The organism is Bifidobacterium sp. KRGSERBCFTRI, assembly GCF_025908335.1.
This window is the reverse complement of sequence record NZ_CP109653.1, coordinates 403,049-423,852: the sequence shown is the minus strand read 5'-3', so window position 1 is coordinate 423,852 and position 20,804 is coordinate 403,049. Positions and strand designations below refer to the sequence as shown.

Below are 20,804 nucleotides of genomic sequence, written 5' to 3'. Positions count from 1 at the left end.
CTCTCCTCCATGGGAACCGGGTGGTGATGTCATCGTCGACATTGAGCATTATGCCACCAAAACAGTACCCCGTCAATGGGTCCATATTAGGGGGAGTGAAATCATTGACAACCTGTCTGATTATTCAGCAAAAAGCCGTGTCCTATCGAATAATCCGGGAACGCAAATGCAATCGCAAACGCAGATATGAACGCAATCACCAACACGAATGCGAGCGCGCCGCAACACAAGCCACCCGCAACGCAAGACGCCCGGCTACCGCTTCTTCGAATCGCGTCCCTTGAAGTAGATGTCGAACACAATCCAGACGGACAGGATGAACGCGATCACATAGCCGAGGAAACCGACAATCGGAATGCCGAAAATCACCGGCTTGATGCCCGCGTAATACACAATCGACGAGCCGATGAACAGGCCGACCACGATAAGCGCCATCGTAAGCCTGTTCACCATGTTGGCGAGCAGGTGGATCGGCTCCTGCGAACCGACCATCTCCATATTGACGCGCAGCTGGCCGCGCGTGAGCATGCGGGACGCCACTTTCAGCTCGTTGGCGGCGGCAAGCAGACTGTGCAGCGCCTGATGGCTTTCGAGAGCCAGCGATTTCGTCTCGTCCTTGGCGAAATCCTTCTTCGACGTGCTCGACGCGATGTGGTCGGAGATGATCTGGATCATGTTCACGTCGGGAATGAATTCGTCAAGCAATCCCTCCAACGTGACCAGCGCGCGGCCGACCGTGGTGACGGTGCTCGGCACTTCGATGCCGTGGCGTTGCGCCATCTGCGTCAGGGCCGTCAGCATGGCGGCGATGTCCAGTTCGGCCAGGTCCACTGTGCCGAATTCCTTGACGATCACGTCCAGATCGGCCAGCAATGCCGGATAATCCTCCGGATCGGCCTCAGCTCCGGCGAAACGCAGCAGACCGTCGGCAAGCTTGGGGGAATCCTGCTCGGCCACGGCGAAGATCATGTCCTTCAGCACGGAACGGGTTTTGGCGTTGAGCCGGCCAGTCATGCCCAGGTCGAGCAGCACGATCTGCCCACCGCGCACCATGATGTTGCCGGGGTGCGGGTCCGCGTGGAAGAAGCCTTCGTCGAGTACCTGCGTGGCGTAGTTGTCCACGAGTTTGGTGCCGATTTCCTTCAGGTCGTAGCCGGCTGCAAGCAGCTCGTCCGGATGGGAGACGGAGATGCCTTCCACGTAGTCCATGACCACCACGTGTTCGGTGCATAGTTCCGGGTACGGCTTCGGGCAGTCCATGTATTTGTAGCGTTCGCAGAATCGTTTGAATTCCGCCAGATTGCGCGTTTCGATGAGGAAGTCGGTTTCCGATTCGAAGGTGTCCCACAGTTCCTCGACCACGCCGGACAGGTCCACCACCTGCGCGCTGCGCATGGTTTTGGTGGCGATTCCCGCGATGGTGCGCATGATGGACACGTCCTGCGCCATGGTTTCGCGCACGCCCGGACGTTGCACTTTGATGGCCACGTCCTCGCCGGTGAGCAGTTTCGCACGATGCACCTGCGCAAGGCTGGCCGAGCCGAGCGGGGTGGGGTCGATATGGTCGAAGATCTCGTCCACGGGCCGGCCGTATTCGTCCTCAAGCACCTGCAGCACCGTGCTGTATGGCATGGGGTCGGCGCCGGCGCGCAGTTTGGACAGTTCGTCGCAGAACGATTGCGGCAGGATTTCGGAGCGCATGGACAGGATCTGTCCGACCTTGACGAACGTGGGGCCGAGCGCTTCGAGCATGAGACGCATTTTGACGGGCGTGAGTCCGTGAACCACGTCGAATTTGTTGGCGATCTGCGCGATTTGCGCAAGACGCCGGAGTTTGCCGCGGCGGGTCAGATGGTAGCGCGCGGAGAACGTGTCTTTGCGCGCTCCGAAGATGCCGATGGTTTCGGACGATTGCGCGTTGGCACCGGCCGCTTTGCCGGTATCGTCCGTTTCGCCGGCATCGTCCGCGGATTCGTGGGCAAGCTCATCCGTCAGTCCGTTTGCTTGGGAGGCGGCGTCCGGCGAAGGGTCGGCCGTGGGGTCGATGACCGCGTTGACCCTGTCGGACAGCGTGACGGGCTCCACGCTTTCGGGGCGTGCCGCGTCCGGCTTGTCGGATGGGTGTTTCAAAGACATGTCACTGCTCGCAAACAGTTGGGAAATCGGCTGGAAAGCCCGCGATGCCAGACGAACGTTTCGCCGGCGTCGCGCGGGCATAGCAAATCGCCGTCCGGGCGCTCACATGCGCGGCAGACGGCGATACGAAAGACTGGAGCTACTCGGCCTTGTCTTCGGTTTCGGCCGGGGCTGCATCCTTGGCCTCAGGGGCTTCCTTAGCCTCTTCGACCTTGTGCTTGAGTTCGGCGTTGAGGACCTTGCCCTGCTCGACGGTCAGCTCGCCCTTCTTGACGAGATCGTCAACGATTTCCTGGCTCTTCTCAACAGTGGTCGCCAAGGCACCGACGCCGGCGAGAAAGACCTTGCGCAGGCCGTCACCAAAATTAAAATCAGCCATGATGTCCTCCTTTAGGTGATGGTGGTACCACTCTATCGCATTTTCTTCACATCTGCGCCGAGCGAAACCGGTCAATCGCATAAAAAGTGGCGGATATCCGGCGTTCAGCGCAGGCGGTGCGATTGCCGGCGAACCGGCATGGCAGCCGTCAGCGCGGACGGGACATGGCCACGCGACGAGCACGGTCGGCGATTTCGTCGATGCGATGCAGGGCGGCCCGTTGCGCGTCCGTCTGTCCGGCGGCGGCCGGATCGAACGTGCCGTAACGGCGTTCGACGGCGGTGCGGATCAGGAAATCGGCGATCGCGGGATTCTTCGGCAGCAGCGAGCCGTGCATGTACGTGCCGATCACGTTGTGGACGCGCGCGCCTTCCGTATGGTCCTCGCCGTTGTTGCCGGTGCCGTCCTGTTCGACGGTGCCGAGCGGCTGCACGCCGTCACGCAGGAACGTCTGTCCGGAATGGTTTTCGTAGCCGATGATCTTGCCGAAATCGGCGGAGGTTTCCGTAAGATTGCCGATCATGCGTGTTTCCTGGCCGACCGTGTACGCGCCGATCACGCCGATGCCGTCGAGTCGGGAGCCGTCGACCGTTTCGAAATACTCGCCGAACAGCTGGTACAGGCCGCAGATCATCAGCATCGGCACGCCGTCCGCCGCGAGCGAACGCAGCAGGTCGGCGCGTTGGAAGAAGTCGTCGATGATCTTCTTCTGGCCGGTGTCCTGGCCGCCGCCACCCAGAATCATGTCCACGTGCTCGGGCCAGTCGCAGCCCTGGTTGTAGGCGTGTACGCGCGGCTCGTAGCCGTACAGCGCGAGCCGGCGCTGGATGGTGAGCACGTTGCCGGAATCGCCGTAGATGTTCATATCCTTCGGATACAGCGACACGATGTCGATGACCTGGCTCATATCGTCTCCTCGTCTTCCTTCCGCTGTTTTGCTTTGCGATTGCGCGGTTTCGTTTCGCGCGGCGCTCACTTGCCCACGCCGGCGTCGGCCACGTCGGCGATTTTGGCGAGCGCGGCACGCGTTTTCAGCATGGCCGTGTACGTGCAGTAGATGTGTTTGGGGGTGCCAGAATTCGCGTTCACGAAGTTCACGACCGATTCCTCCAGGTCGGTGCTGACCGATTCGACCGGCACCTGATCGTATTCGAGGCGCAGGGCCATGTCCCACGCGCGTACGCCGGACACGGCTTTGACGCCGGTGCCGCGCAGCGAGGTGAAGTCCACGTCCCACAGCCAGCTCATGTCGCGGCCGTCGGCGTATTCGTCGTTGATGCAGATCATGGTGTCGCAGCCTTCGGGCTTGAACGAGGCCAGCGACAGGCGGAAGCCCATGGGGTTTTTGACGAGCAGCAGTTCCACGGGGGTGTCGTTCACGGTGATGACCTCGCCTCGGCCGAATGCCGGTGTGACCTCGCCGGCGGTGTCGATCATGGCCTGCGTGGTGGCGTGCGCGAAGGCGATCATACGGGGTGAGACGCCTGCCGCGCGCAGAATCTCGTCCGCAGCGGCCTGGTCGATGGCGTCATGCGAGCCGTTGCCGTCCGTTTCGGTACCGGCATCGGGACCGTCCGCGTCGACACTGTCGGCGAGCGCGTCTTCGAACGGCAGGAACATCGCCTGCGCGTCCGCTGCGACGGCGCGCACCACGGCGAGCGCGGCGGCCGCGTTGTACAGGTTGTATACGCCTTCCAGTTTCACGGCCGTCTCATACGTTTCGCCGTCGATCGCGAAGGTGGCGCGGTGGTCGCCCACGGCGCGCAACGTCACGTCGGCGGGCAGCGCGTCGGGACCGTCCTGCGGTTGCGATGTGGCCGGCGCGGCAGCCGCAACGGCATCGGCAGTATCGCCGGCATTGCCCGAATCGCCAATATTTCCGCCATGTTCCGCACTGTCGTGCGCTTCCGCGTCAACAGTGGTGCTCATGTCGTCATCCGACGGGAAGAAGCCGCGCAACGATTCGTCAAGGCCGAAGTAGCGTACTTCCACGCCGTCTTCCGTATGCGCCACGTCAGCAAGACGGGCGATGCGCGGGTCCTCACGGTTGAGCACGACGGTACCGGTGGTGGCTTCCGCAGCTTTGGACAGCAGTCGCGCGGTGTTGTCGATCTCGCCGAAACGGTCAAGCTGGTCGCGCATCACGTTGAGCAGCAGGCAGTAGTCGGGCGGCACCTGCTTGACGAAATGCACGGCGTACGCCTCGTCGAGTTCCAGCACCGCGATGTCGGCGTCGAGTTTGCCGGAAAGCGAGACTTCCGCAAGCAGCGACGAAACCACGCCACGGGTGAAGTTCGAGCCGGTCGGGTTGGTGAACACCTTCAATCCGAGCGATTGCAGCATGCTGGCCACCATGCGTGTGGTGGTGGTTTTGCCGTTCGTGCCGGAGACGAGCACCACGCCGAGCGGCAGTTGCGCCAATGTGCGCGACAGGAATTGCGGGTCGATGCGTTCCACGATTTTGCCGGGGAACGCGCTGCCACCGCCGTGCGCCAAACGGGAGGCCGCGCGCACGGCCTTGCCGATCAACGGGGTCGCGAAGGAATTCCAAGCCATATCACACCGCCTCCTGCTGGGACTGGTAATCCTGGGGCATGTCCTTGAACTTCGAATACGCGCCAAGGAACGCAAGATTGAACGTGTCGGTCGGACCGTTACGATGCTTCGCCATGATGATGTCGGCCTCGCCCGGGCGGTCCTCCTTGTCGTAGGCGTCCGGACGGTGCACGAGGAACACCACGTCGGCGTCCTGTTCGATAGAGCCGGATTCACGCAGGTCGGACAGCTGCGGCTTCTTGTCCTGACGCATTTCGGGGCCACGGTTCAGCTGGCTCAGTGCCACCACCGGCACTTCCAGCTCCTTGGCGAGCAGCTTCAGCGCACGGGAGAAGTCGGACACTTCCTGCTGGCGGCTTTCCACGGCCTTGCCGGAGGTCATGAGCTGCAGGTAGTCGATGACGACGAGTTTCAAATCGTTCGTCTGCTTCAGTCGGCGGCATTTCGCGCGGATTTCCATCAGGCTCATGTTCGGGCTGTCGTCGATGAACAGGGGCGCGTTCTGCAGCTTGCCCTGCAACTCGTTCAGGATGGCCCAACGTTCCGGCGTGATGTCGTCCGCGCGGCGCATGGCGGCGAGCGGAATGTTGGATTCAGCGGAGATGATACGTTGCGCCAACTCGTTTTTGCTCATTTCCAAGCTGAAGATGATGGTCGTCAATCCGTGATGCAGTGCCGCGGAACGGGCGAAGTCCACACCGAGTGTGGACTTGCCCATGGCCGGTCGGCCTGCCACGACGATCATCTGGCCGGGCTGCAGGCCCTGCGTCACGTCGTCGATGTCGCGGAAGCCCGTCGGCACGCCTCGGGACACTTCGCCGCTTTGCAGACGGTCGAGCTGGTCAAGCGTATCGGCGATGACGGTACCGATCGGCGCGTAGTCCTGCCGCACTTTGCCGGTGGACATCTCATATACTTCGGCCTGCGCCAGGTTGACGACGTCTTCGGCCTGCGAGCCTTCTGCGGTGTAGCCGAGCTGTGCGATTTTGGTGCCGGCCGCGATCACATTACGCAGGATGGCGCGCTGATGCACGATGTCGGCGTAATACGTGGCGTTTGCGGCGGTCGGAACCGATGCGACCAGGCTGTGCAGATAGTCGGAGCCACCCACTTTTTCCAGATTGCCTTCGGCGAGCAGCTCGTTGGCCACCAGCACGGCGTCGACCGGCTGGGAGGCCGAGAACAGTTTGATGACCGCTTCGTACACGGTTTGGTTGCGTGGCTGGTAGAAGTCGGACACGTCAATCATCTGCGATACTTCGCCGATGGCGTCCTTGCTCATCAGCATGCCGCCCAACACCGCCATTTCGGCGGCGTCGTCATGCGGCGGCACGCGGTCGAACAGGGCGTCGCGCACGGCTTGGCCGGATCGGCCGTTCATGCCGTTCGCACCGTTTCCAGCGTTCGAAAATCCGCGGTTCTGCGCCGAACCGTTGTTCCAAGAGTCGTTCTCCGCCATGTCCCTCCAACCGCAGCAGTCAATCGAATGTGTTCAATACCGAGGAAAACCATAATACGTGCGTGCCGTCACGACCGGTGTTGCATTGAGATTATGGATGAATCTCCGCATCCACCGAACGACACGCGCGAATGGCTTTGGTGTGGATAAGAAAGTCGAAAAAAGCCGAGTTATCCACATATTGGGGATAACCATGTGGAAAACGTTTCGACTTATCCACAGAGTGGGGATAACTGAGTGGACAACTTGGGGACATCCTAAAGCATGTACCCCGATTCCCTTATTTCGATTTGCCGAAGTGAACGGAAGGTGATATGCACCCCGCTTTTCCGTAAACGACGAGAAATACGGGGGCATATCGGCTTGGCGCATGCGAGAAACCCGCTCACATGTGGTATCGGGTGGCGTTGTACATGGTGCGCACCAACGTTTCACGCCATTTGCTCCACCCGTACTGTTTGGAGATGGTCTCGCCGGACGTGGCCCCCAACGAGGAGCCGTCGGCGCGGGTCAGGTCGAACAGCATGTCGAGCAGCACGGGATTATGGTCGAGCCGGCCGGCCAGATCATCGCCGACGTTGGGATCATTGGGATTGCGGCCTGTGGCGAACTCCGACAATGTCAGATGCTCGCGTACCAGCAGCGTGACCCAGCGGACGATGTCGCGGTCGAATCCCATGCGTTCCACGACCACGGTCGCATGCCGAGCGCCTTCCGCCGCATGGTTGGCCACCCCCGGTCGTTTGCCGATGTCATGCAGGATGCCGGCGAGCAGCAGCGCCTCGTAATGCCGGTCGTCGTACCGCCCACCGCTGGGTGTTTCACGGCCGAGCCGCGTGACGACCTCCACCATGTGCCGGTCGATCGTATAGCGGTGCGCGGCGGACGCGCTTGGCCGGTTGCGCACGCCCAACCATTCGGGGATGAGCTTGCCGGGCACGTCGATGAAATCGATGTCTTCCCACACGTTGAGCAGCGCGGGGCCGGAAGCCAGCAATCGTATGAACAGTTCACGCGATTCGTCCGTCCAGTTCCGGTCGCCGATAGGGCACTTTTTGAGATTCCGCAACGTTCCCGGGGCGATCGGCAGGCCGAATTCCGCGGCCGCGACGGCCACGCGCAGCACGAGGTTCGGGTCGGCGGCCGGTTCCGCGCCCGGAGCGAGCACTATTTCCTCTTCATGCTTGGCCACGCCGGGGGCAATCACATCGAAGGTCGGTGCCTGACGTTTGCCGCCACCGCGCGGCTGGAACACTTGGAAGAAGGCGAATCGCGGCTTGTCGTGCGTCAGCGAATGCTCGGCGCGCGACGCGGTGGAATCAAGGGAGAACGCGATCTGCCGGCCGACGCGTGCCAGCAACGTTTGCAGATCGTCGATCGACTTCGCCTCACGTTCGCCATCGGGCAGCGTCGGATCGGCCAGACCGAGCATCGCCGCGACTTTGGCTTGGTAGGGCGATAGCAGCATGTTCGTATCTTTGCCGGCGACCAGATGGATGCAGTCGCGCACGTCCAGCAACCGTTCGACGGCGTCGTCATACGTGCCGTGCGGACGGTCGGCAAGCCAGGATGCGGCGAGCGCGGACACCAATACGGAGTCGCGCAGGCCACCACGTGCCTCCTTGATGTCCGGCTGGTTGATGTAGGCCATGCGGCCGAATTCGTCGAGGCGCGATTTGGCGGAGCCGAGCAGTTCCGGCAGACGTTTGCGCGCGGCCTTGCGCCATCGTTCCAATATGGATACGGCTGTGCTTTCGATAAGTCCAGTGTCCCCCGCGATCGGCACCACGTCCAACCATCCCATAGCTGCGGGCAGGTCGCGGTCGGTGACGGCCTCGCATTGCGCGACGGTACGTACCGACTGGTCGAGGTCGAGGCCGGAATCCCAAATCGGATACCACAGTTTGTTGGCGAGCTCGTTGAGCTGCTGGTCGGTCAGCGCGTGCGGCTCGTAGATGACCGCCAGATCAAGGTCGGAGCTGGGGCCCACCTGTCCACGTGCCAGCGAACCGACCGCGCCGAGACCGATGCCGGTTGCCGGAACATCGAAGGAAACCGCCTCGCAGGCTTCGTTCCACAACTGTGTGAGATTGCCCATGGCCAATTCCGTGCGGGCTTTGCGTTTCGCCGCGCCATTGCGGTAGACGCCGTCGGCGTCGGGCTGGCTCATGGCCATGAACCGTTGTTTGAAACCATCGACTGCTGAAGTCATAACGCACGTTCCTTATGAAACCTATGACGACTTATGACAATCCCCGCACGGCGCGAGGCACGTACGGGGATGTGTCGTAATTGATAACCCGAACTTCAAGCCCGGGGGTCTTTATTTCATCTTGTCCGAATCGGCCCGATCACAAGGCCGGACGGATCAGATGGCGGCGGAACCGGTTTCGCCGGTGCGCACGCGGGTCACCGAGTCAAGCGGAGCCACCCAGACCTTACCGTCGCCGATGGTGCCGGAGCCGGCGGACTTGACGATCACGCCAACCAGGGTTTCGGCATCGGCGTCGTCGGACAGCACCTCGATGCGGATCTTCGGAATGAGATCCACGGTGTATTCAGCGCCACGGTAGACCTCGGTGTGGCCGCGCTGACGGCCATAACCGTTTGCCTCGGACACGGTCAGGCCGTGCACGCCCGCGGCTGCGAGGGCTTCCTTGACATCGTCGAGTTTATGGGGCTGGATGATAGCGGTAATGAGCTTCATCTCACTTCACCTCCTTGAGGACGGAGCTGGCGGTACCAGCAAAATCGTAAGCACGTTCGCCCTGGTCGGCAAGATCGATGCCGCCGACTTCCTGGGCTTCGGTGACGCGCCAGCCGATCGTCTTCTCCAGAGCGAAGGCGATGATGCCGGTGATGACGGCGGACCAGACGATGGCCACGAGAGCGACGATGATCTGGACGACCAGCTGCCTCCAGTCGCCGCCTGCGAACAGGCCGGTGCCTTCGCCGAAGAAGCCGATGAGCACGGTGCCGGTGAAGCCGCCAACGCCGTGGACGCCGACGACGTCGAGGGAATCGTCATAGCCGAGCTTGAACTTCAGACCGCAGGCCAGGCAGGTGAGCACACCGGCGATGGCGCCGAGGACGATGGCCCACAGCGGGGAGACCACATCGGCGGCCGGGGTGATGGCGACGAGGCCCGCGACGATGCCGGAAGCGGCACCCATTGCGGTGTAGTGGCCGGTGCGGATCTTCTCAGTGAAGCCCCAGGAGAGCATTGCCGCAGCGGTTGCAGCGGACGTGGAAACCCACGCGTAGCCGGCGGTGCCGTTGGCTGCGAAGGCGGAACCGGCGTTGAAGCCAAACCAGCCGAACCACAGCAGGAAGGCGCCGAGCATGACGAACGGAACATTGTGCGGGCGGAACGGCTGCGTGCCGAAGCCCTTACGCTTGCCGATGATCAGCACGATGACCAGAGCGGCGACTGCGGCATTGATGTGGACGACCGTACCACCTGCGAAATCGTGGGCGGCTGCGCCGATCGCCTGGGAAATGGCGCCGTCAGCGGACAGCAGGCCGCCGTTCCACACCATGTGAGCGAGCGGAGCGTAATCGAACGTGATCCACAGCGCCACGAAAATCATCCACGTGGAGTACTTCACACGTTCGGCGATGGCGCCGCAGATCAACGCGACGGTGATCATGGCGAACGCGGACTGGAAGGCCACGTCGACGCTGACCGGGTAGTTGTTGCCGTTCAGTGCGGCCGATGTGAAGACGCCCTTATCGGAAACCATGGTGTCCTTCAGCAGGAAGCCGGTTGCCGGGTCGCCGAAGATGCCGCCGACCGAGGTGCCGGCGTAGGCGATCGACCAACCCCACAGCACCCACATGATCATCGTGACGGACAGTGCGGCCGCCTCCATGATCATCATATTCAGCACGGCCTTGGCGCGGACCATGCCACCATAGAAGAACGCCACACCAGGCGTCATGAGGAACACAAGGGACGCGGAAGTCAATATCCACGCGGCATTTCCAGAATCAAGCTGGCCCATGTCACCCTCCTCTTTCTTTCTCTATATTTGGTTCAACATTTCCGTCCCCATCGTGTGGGGCTGACAGAACGATATGGAACGCCGGCCGCGTTTTGAAAACGTTACGACGTGTTACGCCAACGTAACGCCATCCGCACGGAACGTCAACCTACGCCGAAAAATGGCGGAATTCCAACGAAACTGGCGGTACGGAAATACGGAAGGCATAATCGCCCGGCAATCGCAATATGAAATTGCGACGGTGGACGGAAGCGGCGGGCAACGCTGCGGACGGAGTAAGTTAGGTAGCTGAAACTTACGGAACACGCGTGGCACGCGACGGGAGAACGCCGCGTACGGCGAGCGCGTGGCATGTACACCGAACGCGCGGTGCGGCGAACGTATGGCGCGCGTAACGAGAGAGCGGCGAGGACCATGGCAACGTTCATCATTTCACTGTGCGCCATTTTGATGCTGACCACGGTTTCCGGGCTGATCTGCCGCAAAGCGCAGCTGCCGGAAGTGATCGGGCAGATCCTCGTCGGCATTCTCGTGGGCCCTTCGCTGCTGGGCGTGATGCACATGAGCGATTCGCTGTCATTGTTCAGCGACCTCGGCATCATCATCCTCATGTTTTTGGGCGGTGTCGGCTGCGACCTGCAGTTGCTGAAGAAATATTCGAAGGCGGCGGTCATCATCGCGTGCATGGGCGTGGTGTTCCCCGTGGCGGTGATGGGTGGAGTGAGCCTGCTGTTTGGCTTCAAGCCGATTCCGGCTGCGTTCATCGGCGTGGTGTTCTCCGCCACGTCCGTGTCGATTTCCGTGGCGGTGCTGAAGGAAGCCGGACTGCTTGATTCGAAGGAAGGCGTGTCGATTCTCGGCGCGGCCGTGGCTGACGATGTGATCGGCGTGATCCTGCTGTCCGTGATGTGCACGCTCGTCAACACCGGCAGCGTGGACGTGGCAGGGCTGGGTTTGATTCTGCTCAAGCAGGTGCTGTTCTTTGTGGCGGCCGCCGTGGTGGTGGTTTGGGTGGCGCCGGCGCTGATGACGCTGGCTGGCGTGCTGAAGGCGCCGTCCGGCATCGCGGTGATGGCCGTGATCATCTGCCTGGCGATGGCGTGGGCGTCGAATCTGGCCGGGTTGAGCTACGCGGTGGGCGCGTTTTTCGCCGGCATCGCGGTAAGCAACAGCGATTACGCGGAGGACGCGGACCGGTATATCGAGCCGGTTGGAGACACGTTGTTCGTGCCGGTGTTCTTCGTGGGCATCGGCCTGCAGACCACAGGCGTGGATGATACGAAGATGATTGTGTTCATTGCGATCATGACGGTTCTCGGCGTGATCACGAAGGTCGTCGGCTGCGGTTTGGGTGGCCGCATGGCCGGTTTTGGCGGCGCTTCGGCGCTGATGATCGGCGCGGGCATGGTACCGCGTGGCGAGATGGCGTTGATTACCGCGCAAATCGGCTTCAACGAGCATGTGCTCGGCAGCGAATACTATTCGACGATCATCTTCATCATTTCGCTGGTGACGCTGGTCGCGCCGCTGCTGCTGAAGCTGACGATCCGGAAGGTGCCGGGAGTGGGGGCTGCGGCTGCCGGTACGGCTGGCGCTGAGCAGTAATCGCAATACGAAAACCTCCCGCCACGTACGGAACGTGACGGGAGGTTTTCGCTACGGAAATCGCAAATCCGGAAAATATGGGAACGTCAGGCGAGGATGCCGTCGACGAAGCCTTCCGGATCGAACGGGGCAAGATCGTCCGGGCCTTCGCCGAGGCCGACGAGCTTGACGGGCACGCCAAGCTCCTTCTGCACGGAAATCACGATGCCGCCCTTTGCGGAACCGTCAAGCTTGGAGAGCACCACACCGGTAATGCCGATGGCTTCGGCGAACACCTTGGCCTGCGTCATGCCATTCTGGCCGGTGGTGGCGTCGAGCACGAGCAGCACCTCGTCGACCGGAAGATTCTTTTCGGTAACGCGGCGGATCTTGCCGAGCTCGTCCATGAGGTTCGCCTTGTTCTGCAGGCGGCCGGCGGTGTCGATGATGAGCACGTCGGCGTTCTCTTCCTTGGCCTTGGCACTGGCCTCGAATGCGACGGACGCAGGATCGGCGCCGTCCTTGTCGGAACGCACGACCGGAACGCCCACCTTCGCACCCCAAGTCTCCAACTGGTCGGCGGCCGCAGCGCGGAAGGTATCGGCAGCTCCCAACATGACCTGCTTGCCTTCGGAAACAAGCAGGCGGGAAAGCTTGCCCGCAGTGGTGGTCTTGCCCGTGCCGTTCACGCCGACCATGATGATGACGCTCGGTTTGTTCGCGCCTTCCTTATTGGCATTGAGGCGGCGATCCGTGTCAGTGCCTACGAGCTTCAGCAGCTTGTCTTTCAGCGCGGCACGCACTTCGGCCGGGTCGGACTGGCCTGCGATTCGGGCGTCGTTGCGTAGTTCCTCGACGAGCTGTTCGCTGGCTTCCGCGCCCACGTCGGCAAGCAGAAGGGTGTCTTCGACGTCCTCCCAGTCAGCTTCGGAGAGCTGATCCTTGGCGAGGATGTTGAACAGGGCCTTGCCGAACGGATTGCCGGATTTCGACAGGCGCGCCTTAAGACGCTGCATGCGCGTGCCGGCGGATTCGGGGGTTTCATGAACCGGTTCGGGCTTGGCTTCGGTGGCTGGTGCAGGAGCCGCCGTTTCGGAAGAGGAAGCTTGAGCTGAGGACTTCTGCTGACTTTCAGCCGGAGCTTTTTCAGCTGCATCAACATTGGAATCGACGGACGGCTTCACCGTGGAAGGATCAGCCGCAGCCGACTTTGCTTCCGCAGCAAGACGGGCATCAGCAGCCGCTTTCGCATCCTCAGTGGACTTGTTGACGGCGTTCTTGCGGGTCTTACCGAGACACCATCCGCCGATCACCAGAATTGCCGCAATAACGACAACAGCGACAATCGCAATAATCACATTCGTATCCATGGCTCCAGCCTAAAAAGCGCAACGGACACTCCGGCTCCGCCCTGCGGACGCACCACGAATGTCCGATCCGCCAGGGGAATAAGGTGCTCTGCCATGCAGGGCATCGATAATGCGATTTTTGACTTCGATATATCTGGTAACGTTTTTATAAATCATGAAGAGTGATTTTTTTGTCTTCCGCTGCCTGCTTTGAAGGACTGCCTCCTTTCTTTAGGGAATTTGCGTAGCGAATCAGGCTCCTCGCGATGAGGAAGACCAGAACGAATACGGCGATTACGCCTAGGATCTCAATCAACAATGCGATCCATGTCCAGCTCATGATTCATCCCTTCTCTTTCTGTACTCGTCTATGAGTATTCGAGCCGTGTCGACGTCGTATCTATCGTCGATGGCGAGACTCTTCACCAAGAGGATGAATGGATCCTCCGTCTCGTTGTCGTTCAACCGTATTTTTTCGATAAGCCTGTCAAGCCGGAGCCTCATGGTCGGGTAGGAGACTTGATACAGCTGGGACATTTGCTTCAGAGATCCTGACGATAGCACGAAGTTCTTGATGAAGGCCAAATCCTCCTCCGCAAGGTTGGCCAACCATTCTGGTAGACGGTCCACATCACCCCCTTTAATAAAATTTATTATTTATTAAATATATTAAAGCTGCAATGAAGCATTGTCAATATGACACACGTGTCCGATTCACCAGAATCGGACGATACGTGGGGGTCGGACGGTCAAGGAGCTATCCACGGGACGTGAAAAACTGGACAGCATGGCTAACACATCCAGAATGACGTCGTATCAGCGGCGCGAGCAGCTCATCGAAATTGGTCGTTCGCTGTTCGCGTCGAAGGGATTCGAAGCAGTGAGCGTGGAAGAGATCGCCTCGACCGCAAAAGTGTCGAAACCCATCGTCTACGAACATTTCGGAGGAAAGGAAGGCCTGTACGCCGTGGTGGTGGACCGCGAAATGCGCGCGCTCACCGACGTTCTCATCAACGCGCTGTCCGACCCGCAGGCGCATCCGCGCCAAATCGTGGAACGCACCGCGCTTGCGCTGCTCACCTACGTGGAGGAAAACGCCGAAGGCTTCCGCGTGCTCACGCGCGATTCGCCGAAAACCGACCCGTCCAACTCGTTCAATTCGCTGCTTGGAGACATTGCCGTACGCGTCGAGGACATTCTCACCGACGCGTTCAAACGCCAGCATCTGCCGGCCAAAAGCGTGCCGTATTACGCGCAGATGCTCATCGGCATGACCGTGTACACCTGCCAATACTGGGCCGACCAACGCAAGCTCAGCAAGGAGCAGCTCGCCGCGCATATCGTGAACCTGGCATGGTATGGGCTGAGCCGCATGGAAGCCAAGCCGGAACTGCGCTACGAAAGCGAAAAGGCCGCCCGCGAGGCGGAAAAGCAGGCCGCGCGGGAAGCGAAGGCGATCGCCAAGCAGGAGAAGCAGGGCAAGAAGGCCGCGAAATCGCAGGAGAAGGCGGTTGCTGCGGGAGATGACGCGACGGACGGGACAACCGTGACGGACGGATCGCAAGCAGTAGGCAAATCGCAAGCGGCAGACGAATCAAACGAATCAGACGAGACGAACGAATCGCAAAACCCGCAAAGCCCGCACGAATCGCAAAAACAATCAACAATTGACGAAAACTGACATACCGTCACCCGAAATGACCCTAGGGGAAATTTCAGGTGCAGATTGCGTATTTCAGGGTGCCGTTTGTGTGCAAAACCGTGCCCCGGAACCGCACATGGTGCTACGTTAGTTTCGTTATGCTTTTGGCCGGAGCGGTCGGCCAGCCGCACGGCCCGACACGAGCCCGATCCGAGGAAGAATATGCAGGAGAAGAAGACGCTCACCTTCGTGGTGCCCGCGTACAACATGACGGAATACCTGGAACGGTGCGTCGAATCGTTGATCGCGTCGAAGCGCAACGACGACATCGAAGTGCTGATCGTGGATGACGGCTCGTCCGACGGCACGCTGGAGATGGCGAAGACGTTCGAGGCGCGCAATCCGGGGATCGTCCGCGCGATCCATCAAGAGAACAAAGGCCACGGCGGCGCGGTCAACACCGGCATTGCGGCGGCGAGCGGCATGTACGTGAAGGTCGTGGACGCGGACGATTGGGTCGGTCCCGAATCGCTGGAACAGGTTCTGGCCGTGCTGCGCGACGAGGTCGGCAAGGACGACCCGCTCGACATGCTCGTCACCAACTACGTGTACGACAAGGTGGGCAAGCGCAACAAGCACGTGGTGAACTTCCGTCACGCTATGGAGCCCGGCAAACGGCTCACCTGGGACGATCTAGGGCATTTCGGACTGACCGAATACATCCTCATGCACGCGCTTGTCTACCGCACGGCCGTGGTACGCGAATCGAAGATGCAGCTGCCGGAGCACACGTTCTACGTGGACTTCATCTACGCGTATCAGCCGTTCCCGTGGGTCAAGTCGCTGCAGTATCTGGACACGCCGTTCTATCACTATTTCATCGGCCGCGACGGGCAGAGCGTGCAGACGGACGTGATGATCCGACGCGTGGACCAGCTGCGGCTCGTCAACCAATGCATGGTGCACGCCACCCCCGAACGTGGTACGGTGCCAGACGGACTGTACCGCTATATGATTCATTTTCTTGCGATTGAAAGCTCCGTGGCGAGCGTATTCATGATCCTGTCGCGCGAGCCGGAGAATTACGAGAAGAAGAAGGCCATGTGGGCGGATATCGAGGCATATTCGCCGACGATTTACAAGGACGTGCGTAAGAAGGCGATGTCGCGTGCGTTGAACCTGCGCGGTTCGGCCGGCCGATTCGTGATCCGCAAGGGGTATTTCCTGGCCGAGCACGTGGTCGGGTTCAACTGATCTTCGTGCGCGAGTTTCGAAGTTCTCGCAGGTTTTGATTCCCGTATAACGTTGAGGGGCCATCGGCACGAGTCGATAGCCCCTCAACGTTTACCGAACGCGTGTTGAACGCTTATCGAACGCTTCAGCGCGCGGAATCACGCTCAGTTCCAGCGGTCGGACATGGCGAAACTGTTGTGCATAAGGTTGCTGGACGTGTATAGCACGTCGCCGAGCAGCTTCGTATTGCGCTTCCGCAGGTAGTCCGCCATCTCGTCATTGGCCGCCGCAAGACGGGCGGTGACGGACGGGGCGTCCGTTGCGCCGGCAGTCGCAAGCGCATCATCCGTACGTTCCACCAGACGGTGGCCGAAGGAACGGACATCTTCCGAGAAGCCCTCGACCGCGTTGCTGGTCTCGTAGAAGTGCGCGTCGGCGAGCGTTGCAATCAGGCGGTTCGTCCAATACAGGCAGTCCGTGGAGACTTCCGGCGTGGTGTCGCGCAGGTAGGCGGGGGTGTCGTCGACGTTCGCATAGAACGGGGCGGACGTGGTGAACGCGCCGGAACCGTACGAAATCCACATGATCGAACGGCTTTCGACGGGCGCGTACGGGCGAATCTGCATGGCCACCATGTGTCCGGTGCGGTTGATGCCGATCGGACGGTAGCGATGGCGGCTTTCCTCAGTTCCCTGCGTGCCGTACGGGTCATACGGGGTGCCTTCGAAGTGCGAACCGAGCAGGAAGTCGACATCCTCGACGGTCACGGCATTCTCCGGTTCGAGACACCATGGAATATCGTCCGATTCAGGGGTAAGGTTTTCCGCGTCGGCCGGATCGAGATAGCGGTACATGTACCAGGCGCGTGGCGTGTTGTAGATGTGGTCCTTCGCGGTGGCGGTGCCGAATACGATACGCGGGTTGCAGTGGCCGCCGTTCATGCCGCCCTGCGTACCCGCCGCGCGCCCAAGATAGTGCGTTTCGATGAATTCCTGCAGATCGGCGCTACACATGAATTCACGTGCGTCGCTGAAGGCGTCATCAAAATCGAAATAGTCGATGCCAAGCTGGTTGGGGATGATCGCGCATTTGTCGTCCGGCACGCGGCGGGCGATCCAGTGGTGGCCGCCGATGGTTTCGACGTACCAGATTTCGTCCACGTCGGAAATGATGATGCCGTTCGATTCGTACGTTCCGTACGTTTCGAGCAGTTCGGCCAGACGTTTCACGCCTTCGCGCGCGGTGTTGACGTACGGCAGCACGAGGGTGATGATGTCTTCTTCGCCGATGCCGCCTGGGGTTTCCGGCTTACCATTGGCTTCGTCGGCCGGCTGCAGTGCGACCAGCGGGTCGGCGCCGAGCACGCGCTCGTTGACGGCGATGGTTTCGGTGGCGCTCATGGCCACGTTGCGTTCGTTGACGCCAGCTTCCGCAAGGATTCCACGATTTGGAAGCACGTTCGGTACGATGCTGTACCGGCATGGATTGTCGGGAAGGTCGATTTCAACGTGGCTCAGCACACTGCGGTAGTGCCGCGGCTGCTCCTGCGGTGCGACGACTACGAATTTCTTGGGATCGTAACGTCCCGAACCAGAGTCGTCATCTCGGGCGATGATGGTCGAACCGTCGTAACTTGCTTTTTTGCCTACAAGAATTGTGGTACATGACATGGTTTCGATTGTAGGCACACCAACACTCCGAAGGCCATTTCGACGCCCGTCCGACGCCCGTGGTGGCGATTGGTCCGAATATGCTGTATACTATGTTGCTGTTGCCCCTCTAGCTCAACGGTTAGAGCAGCGTCCTTTTAAGTCGTGGGTTGTGGGTTCGAATCCCACGGGGGGCACAGGTTCGAAGTCTTGGAAGCCGATGGTTCTCAGGACTTTTTCATTTGTTTCGGGATGAGGTCTCAGCACTTCAATACGGAACGCACCATATCGCGCACCCTCTTTCGCTCACGAATCGCAATTTCGGTCGATTATTTCGCGACGTGCGCCGAAAAGTATGGAAAATAAGGCGATTTATACCCCCTACCGCACTATGCGGCACCACCTTTCGCTCACAATCGTAAGAAAACGAGCGAAATCGCAATATGTGTTCCGAAATGAATAGCGAACAGCCCGCGGGCGATTCGCGGACGGACCATACGCATGCAACCGGCGTGGCGCAATCGAGGATAATGATAGACTCGAATATATCGAACATTTGTTCGCATAGATTCGGTATTACGGGAAATTCCCCACTATATACAGTGGGCGAACGCACGAAACGCCACTACGGGTAGTGTATACTGATGAACGGCCTGCTCAGCCGGGCAAAATCGAAAAACGTGGCCGACAAGATCTTCCGCACCAAAGGAAGCCGATTGCATAGGGAGGAAAAGTAATGACCGTGACCGTCTTCACCAATCCGAACAATCCTCAATGCGAGGCCACCGAACAAGAGCTTTCCAAACTGGGAGTGCGGTACGTGGCGGTCGATTTGACGCAGAATCCGTCCACATTCGAACAGATCAAGGACGCCGGCTTCAAGCAAATTCCGGTCGTCATCTCACCGAATTCCTCATGGAGCGGACATCGCCCCGACCTCATCCGCCAGCTGGCGCAAAGCATCGCGGCGTAGGCGCGGCAACAGCAGTCAAGCATCCAGACAGCCGGAAGGCACGAATCCCAAACGGCAATAATCCGGAAGAATCAAATCCCCCGCGGCAAAACCCGCAACAAAACCCCACTGCAATCGTCCGAAATCGTTCAAAATCAGCCACCCAAAGCAAAGCGGCCAGCCGGAACATCGCCCGACCAGCCGCTTAGCAAAACCCGCAAAACGCAAAAACCAGCCTACATACGACCGGCAGTGGACGGGTCGATCTTCATGGTCTGGAATCGGTGGGCCATGAAATCGTCATTGAAATACGTGGCGAAGAACTGCGAAACGGGCGAATTCTGCGCAACCCCAGCCATGCGGGAATACCAAGCGTCAAGCGCCATCAGCGTCATCACGCCATCGACGAAAATGAGTATGAAACAGACCAGCGTCAACGAATAGCGAATCTTCCACGGAATACGCTGGATCAATCGCAACAATCGCGGCAGAATCAACTTGACCCAAATCAAGCCGAGGATACCCCAGAAGAACATGTATTTGCCGGACGTACGCCCGTCAATCGAAAGCCATTGCCCCGTGTAATCCCATGCGCGAATACCGAACGCGGCCTGCATGAACCAGCTGGTGAAATATTCGAACGCGCCACCGATCACCGCGCTTGAGCAGAAAATCAGCAACCAATTCGACTGCCACAAATGGTTGAGCAACACGGTGACGATCACCACGCCGAAGCCGTAAATCGGCGAGAACGGCCCCCACAGGAAGCCTGCGCGATCCTGGTATTCGCCGAACAGCACGAAATGGTAGATGGTCTCGATCACCAAACCGAACACACAACCGATGGCGAACAACCAGAACAAATTGAAGAAATCCAGCGAAATATAGCCCTTGCCGGTCAAATCGCGGCCAGCCATACCCTGGGAAGCGGCGTCTTCGTATGCGCTACGGGCATCCATACGTCGCAACGCGAACTGGAGACGACGTTCCTCACGCAGCGACGGATCGGCAGTGACATGCAGGGCTATGAGCACGACAAGCTGGATAGCCGGGCCGATCAAATTCACACCAAGTCCCTGCAATGCCAGCGACAGCAAGCCTTCGGCAAGGGTGAGCGGAATCATCAGATACGTCCATTGCGCGATATGCCGACGCTTGTTCATAATAAGCATCACGCCGAACACCGCCAGACACGCGGTGACGACCAGCAGCACGGCCGCGTGAACCACCGACAGAATCGCGGTGAGGCTGAGCGCATCGAACGCCACTTTGCCGGAAAACACCGCGCGAATCGAGTACAGGCACGCCAACACAATGAACGGCAGCGTCACCACGCCTTCAATAAGCATGACGATGCCGTAAATGCGAACGATTAACGGCAGACGACGGTCAGCGGGATTGCCGACTTCGCCAGTGCCCTGCTTTCCGCCTTCTTCGATAGCCGCGATTTCGGTTTCGGCGGCAATCGCCTTGATTTCTCCATCCGTCTTGCCCGCGGCGGAATCCTCGGATCGTGATTCAGATTGTGCGGTTTCGCTCATATGCCGCTCCTTCCTTCAGCCCACGCTACCAAACGTAGGCAATATCCGCCGCAAGAAAAGCGGTTCAGGTGCGATTATTGGCGGACGCGAGCAAAAGAGGGGGACGTCAGCTGGCTGCAATCGCCATTCGCACACCACCTTTCGCTCACGTCCGCAAGAAATGGCGATGTATAGCGCATCGTGAGCGAATGGGGGTATAAATACGGACGGAAAATAGCGATTTATTACCACCTTTCGCTCACGGACATACAGAAATGGCGATTTGTCACGGACGTGAGCGGAAGGGGCTACGTCAGCCGGCGATGGTTTTGCCGAGGCTT

Annotated in this window: 16 protein-coding genes and 1 tRNA gene; 5 read left to right on the top strand and 12 right to left on the bottom strand. The window is 59.9% G+C overall.

From position 1 onward, the window contains the following. Positions 1-255 precede the first annotated feature (255 nt). The 8 genes from OGI63_RS01700 to OGI63_RS01665 all read right to left on the bottom strand — a co-directional run bounded on the left by OGI63_RS01700 (position 256) and on the right by OGI63_RS01665 (position 10,534). Entirely contained in the window at positions 256-2,136 is a 1,881-nt protein-coding gene (locus tag OGI63_RS01700; protein WP_041777209.1) for an ABC1 kinase family protein, read from the bottom strand. Positions 2,137-2,275: 139 nt separating this feature from the next. Next, entirely contained in the window at positions 2,276-2,515 is a 240-nt protein-coding gene (locus OGI63_RS01695) for a phasin family protein (RefSeq protein ID WP_041777208.1), read from the bottom strand. A gap of 148 nt (positions 2,516-2,663) precedes the next feature. Beyond that, positions 2,664-3,422, bottom strand: a complete 759-nt coding sequence (locus OGI63_RS01690) for a type 1 glutamine amidotransferase (RefSeq protein WP_011742662.1) — start codon at positions 3,420-3,422, stop codon at positions 2,664-2,666. Between the two features lie 65 nt (positions 3,423-3,487). After that, entirely contained in the window at positions 3,488-5,071 is a 1,584-nt protein-coding gene (locus tag OGI63_RS01685) for a Mur ligase family protein (protein WP_011742661.1), read from the bottom strand. A gap of 1 nt (position 5,072) precedes the next feature. Continuing rightward, entirely contained in the window at positions 5,073-6,452 is a 1,380-nt protein-coding gene (gene dnaB / locus OGI63_RS01680; RefSeq protein ID WP_370866491.1) for a replicative DNA helicase, read from the bottom strand. A gap of 463 nt (positions 6,453-6,915) precedes the next feature. Next, positions 6,916-8,742, bottom strand: a complete 1,827-nt coding sequence (locus tag OGI63_RS01675; protein WP_011742659.1) for a nucleotidyltransferase domain-containing protein — start codon at positions 8,740-8,742, stop codon at positions 6,916-6,918. Positions 8,743-8,898: 156 nt separating this feature from the next. Then, positions 8,899-9,237 (bottom strand): P-II family nitrogen regulator, encoded by a 339-nt coding sequence (locus tag OGI63_RS01670; protein WP_003807443.1) that lies wholly within the window; start codon positions 9,235-9,237, stop codon positions 8,899-8,901. A gap of 1 nt (position 9,238) precedes the next feature. After that, a complete protein-coding gene (locus OGI63_RS01665) occupies positions 9,239-10,534 on the bottom strand; it encodes an ammonium transporter (protein ID WP_011742658.1) in 1,296 nt (431 codons plus the stop codon). 414 nt (positions 10,535-10,948) lie between these two features. Between OGI63_RS01665 and OGI63_RS01660 the strand changes: the two genes are divergently transcribed. Next, a complete protein-coding gene (locus OGI63_RS01660) occupies positions 10,949-12,139 on the top strand; it encodes a cation:proton antiporter (RefSeq protein ID WP_011742657.1) in 1,191 nt (396 codons plus the stop codon). Positions 12,140-12,225: 86 nt separating this feature from the next. Here OGI63_RS01660 and ftsY read toward each other — a convergent pair whose 3' ends face one another. Further along, positions 12,226-13,488: a signal recognition particle-docking protein FtsY gene (gene ftsY, locus OGI63_RS01655; RefSeq protein ID WP_011742656.1), complete on the bottom strand. Its 1,263-nt coding sequence runs from the start codon at positions 13,486-13,488 to the stop codon at positions 12,226-12,228. 315 nt (positions 13,489-13,803) lie between these two features. Beyond that, entirely contained in the window at positions 13,804-14,097 is a 294-nt protein-coding gene (locus tag OGI63_RS01650) for a DUF2089 family protein (RefSeq protein WP_003833742.1), read from the bottom strand. A gap of 157 nt (positions 14,098-14,254) precedes the next feature. Between OGI63_RS01650 and OGI63_RS01645 the strand changes: the two genes are divergently transcribed. Beyond that, positions 14,255-15,148, top strand: coding sequence for a TetR/AcrR family transcriptional regulator (locus OGI63_RS01645; RefSeq protein WP_011742655.1), 894 nt, complete (start codon positions 14,255-14,257; stop codon positions 15,146-15,148). A 183-nt stretch (positions 15,149-15,331) separates the two neighbouring features. After that, on the top strand, positions 15,332-16,363 hold the full coding sequence (locus tag OGI63_RS01640) for a glycosyltransferase family 2 protein (RefSeq protein WP_011742654.1): 1,032 nt from the start codon (positions 15,332-15,334) through the stop codon (positions 16,361-16,363). Positions 16,364-16,506: 143 nt separating this feature from the next. Here OGI63_RS01640 and OGI63_RS01635 read toward each other — a convergent pair whose 3' ends face one another. Next, positions 16,507-18,012, bottom strand: a complete 1,506-nt coding sequence (locus OGI63_RS01635; RefSeq protein WP_011742653.1) for a C69 family dipeptidase — start codon at positions 18,010-18,012, stop codon at positions 16,507-16,509. A 103-nt stretch (positions 18,013-18,115) separates the two neighbouring features. Between OGI63_RS01635 and OGI63_RS01630 the strand changes: the two genes are divergently transcribed. Further along, positions 18,116-18,188: transfer RNA gene (locus OGI63_RS01630), tRNA-Lys, on the top strand. A 539-nt stretch (positions 18,189-18,727) separates the two neighbouring features. Beyond that, entirely contained in the window at positions 18,728-18,964 is a 237-nt protein-coding gene (locus OGI63_RS01625) for a glutaredoxin family protein (protein ID WP_003807419.1), read from the top strand. Between the two features lie 215 nt (positions 18,965-19,179). Here the strand turns inward: OGI63_RS01625 and OGI63_RS01620 are convergent, their stop codons facing one another. Then, positions 19,180-20,484: a putative ABC transporter permease gene (locus OGI63_RS01620; protein ID WP_011742652.1), complete on the bottom strand. Its 1,305-nt coding sequence runs from the start codon at positions 20,482-20,484 to the stop codon at positions 19,180-19,182. Between the last annotated feature and the right edge of the window lie 320 nt (positions 20,485-20,804).

Coding starts and splice junctions, on each gene's coding strand:
- OGI63_RS01700 (WP_041777209.1), bottom strand. CDS start 2,136: ATGTCTTTGAAACACCCATCCGACAAGCCGGACGCGGCACGCCCCGAA.
- OGI63_RS01675 (WP_011742659.1), bottom strand. CDS start 8,742: ATGACTTCAGCAGTCGATGGTTTCAAACAACGGTTCATGGCCATGAGC.
- dnaB (WP_370866491.1), bottom strand. CDS start 6,452: ATGAACGGCCGATCCGGCCAAGCCGTGCGCGACGCCCTGTTCGACCGC.
- OGI63_RS01690 (WP_011742662.1), bottom strand. CDS start 3,422: ATGAGCCAGGTCATCGACATCGTGTCGCTGTATCCGAAGGATATGAAC.
- OGI63_RS01660 (WP_011742657.1), top strand. CDS start 10,949: ATGGCAACGTTCATCATTTCACTGTGCGCCATTTTGATGCTGACCACG.
- OGI63_RS01695 (WP_041777208.1), bottom strand. CDS start 2,515: ATGGCTGATTTTAATTTTGGTGACGGCCTGCGCAAGGTCTTTCTCGCC.
- OGI63_RS01665 (WP_011742658.1), bottom strand. CDS start 10,534: ATGGGCCAGCTTGATTCTGGAAATGCCGCGTGGATATTGACTTCCGCG.
- ftsY (WP_011742656.1), bottom strand. CDS start 13,488: ATGGATACGAATGTGATTATTGCGATTGTCGCTGTTGTCGTTATTGCG.
- OGI63_RS01670 (WP_003807443.1), bottom strand. CDS start 9,237: ATGAAGCTCATTACCGCTATCATCCAGCCCCATAAACTCGACGATGTC.
- OGI63_RS01620 (WP_011742652.1), bottom strand. CDS start 20,484: ATGAGCGAAACCGCACAATCTGAATCACGATCCGAGGATTCCGCCGCG.
- OGI63_RS01640 (WP_011742654.1), top strand. CDS start 15,332: ATGCAGGAGAAGAAGACGCTCACCTTCGTGGTGCCCGCGTACAACATG.
- OGI63_RS01625 (WP_003807419.1), top strand. CDS start 18,728: ATGACCGTGACCGTCTTCACCAATCCGAACAATCCTCAATGCGAGGCC.
- OGI63_RS01685 (WP_011742661.1), bottom strand. CDS start 5,071: ATGGCTTGGAATTCCTTCGCGACCCCGTTGATCGGCAAGGCCGTGCGC.
- OGI63_RS01635 (WP_011742653.1), bottom strand. CDS start 18,012: ATGTCATGTACCACAATTCTTGTAGGCAAAAAAGCAAGTTACGACGGT.
- OGI63_RS01645 (WP_011742655.1), top strand. CDS start 14,255: ATGGCTAACACATCCAGAATGACGTCGTATCAGCGGCGCGAGCAGCTC.